Here is a 676-nt window from a genome sequence, read left to right as displayed (position 1 = left end):
TGATCATGGTTATCGGCCTTGGCCTTGCGCCAACGGCAGTCAACATGGCGGTAGGTAAAACGGGCGACGGTGCGGTTCAGTTAGTAAATGGCGATGCTGCGGTCATTATCTCTGCGGTTTCGCTGCTAACGACGATTGCACTTAGCGTGTTCGCAAAAGGGTTCCTAAAACTGGTTCCTATCGTGGGTGGTATTTTGGCGGGCTATTCAGTATCCCTATTCTACGGTGTGGTTGACTTTACACCTGTGGCTCAAGCAGCTTGGCTTGCAATGCCCAACTTCACCATGCCTGAGTTCAACATCAACGCGATTCTATTCATGATCCCAGTTGCAATCGCTCCTGCGGTAGAGCACGTGGGTGACATGTTGGCTATCTCAAATGTAACGGGTAAAAACTACCTGAAGAAACCAGGCCTACACCGCACTATCGCGGGTGACGGAATCGCGACAATTGCAGCATCAATGGTTGGTGCGCCGCCAAACACTACTTACAGTGAAGTAACAGGCGCGGTAATGCTGACCAAAGCTTTCAACCCTGTAATCATGACTTGGGCTGCCATTACCGCTATTGTTCTTGCGCTGGTAGGTAAGCTAGGTGCGATTCTGCAAACCATTCCTGTGCCAGTAATGGGCGGCATCATGATTCTTCTGTTCGGTTCTATCGCAACCGTCGGTTT

Annotated in this window: 1 protein-coding gene; it reads left to right on the top strand. The window is 50.6% G+C overall.

Going from position 1 to position 676, the window contains the following annotated elements:
* Positions 1–676: uracil-xanthine permease family protein (locus tag R7040_RS26950; RefSeq protein WP_318097670.1), on the top strand; the 676-nt coding region annotated here is incomplete at both ends.

Source organism: Vibrio sp. 1069, from assembly GCF_033340555.1.
This window is presented reverse-complemented; position numbering and strand designations above follow the sequence as displayed.